This is a genomic window from Cupriavidus basilensis OR16 (genome assembly GCF_000243095.1).
GTDB classification, from domain to species: domain Bacteria; phylum Pseudomonadota; class Gammaproteobacteria; order Burkholderiales; family Burkholderiaceae; genus Cupriavidus; species Cupriavidus basilensis_D.
This window is the reverse complement of record NZ_AHJE01000376.1, coordinates 1-717: the sequence shown is the minus strand read 5'-3', so window position 1 is coordinate 717 and position 717 is coordinate 1. Positions and strand designations below refer to the sequence as shown.

Here is a 717-nt window from a genome sequence, read left to right as displayed (position 1 = left end):
ATCAGGTTCGAGATTTTCTCGGAAGCAGCCAGCAGCGGCGGCAGGAAGCTGCCGGCCATGTCGTCGGCGCTGGTGCGGTTGGCCTGGCCGCTGATGTTGATGGCGGCGATGACCTGGCCCGCACGATTGCGGATCGGCGCTGCCAGCGAGACCAGCCCTTCTTCCAGTTCCTGGTCGTTCTGGGCCCAGCCGCGCGCGCGGATGCCGGCGATGATGGCCTTGAGCTCGGCGGGATCGGTGACGGTGCGGCTGGTACGGGCGCGCAGCTCGCTGGCGCCCAGCACGCGATCGAGCTCCTCGGGCGGCAGGCCGGCCAGCAGCATGCGGCCCATCGACGAGCAATAGGCCGGAAGCCGGCTGCCGATGGACAGGTTGATGGTCATGATCTTGCGCGCCGGCACCCGCAGCACATAGACAATCTCGGTGCCGTCCAGCACGGAGATCGAGCAGCTCTCGTGCACCTCCTGCGACAACGCCTCCATGATCGGCTCGGCCAGATTCCAGAACGGCATCGAGGTCAGGTAGGCAAAGCCCAGGTCGAGGATCTTGGGCGTGAGGCGGAACAGGCGTCCATCGGCGCGCACATAGCCCAGGCCGACCAGGGTCAGCAGGATGCGCCGCGCGCCGGCGCGGGTCAGGCCGCTGGCGTGTGCGATCTCGCTCAGCGTCTGGGCGGGGTGCTGCGCGTCAAAGGCGCGGATGACCGAGAGCCCGCGT

General features: G+C 68.3%; 1 protein-coding gene. It reads right to left on the bottom strand.

The genetic code is table 11. The features are described from left to right. Positions 1-717: IclR family transcriptional regulator (locus OR16_RS39235; protein WP_006165100.1), on the bottom strand; the 717-nt coding region annotated here is incomplete at both ends.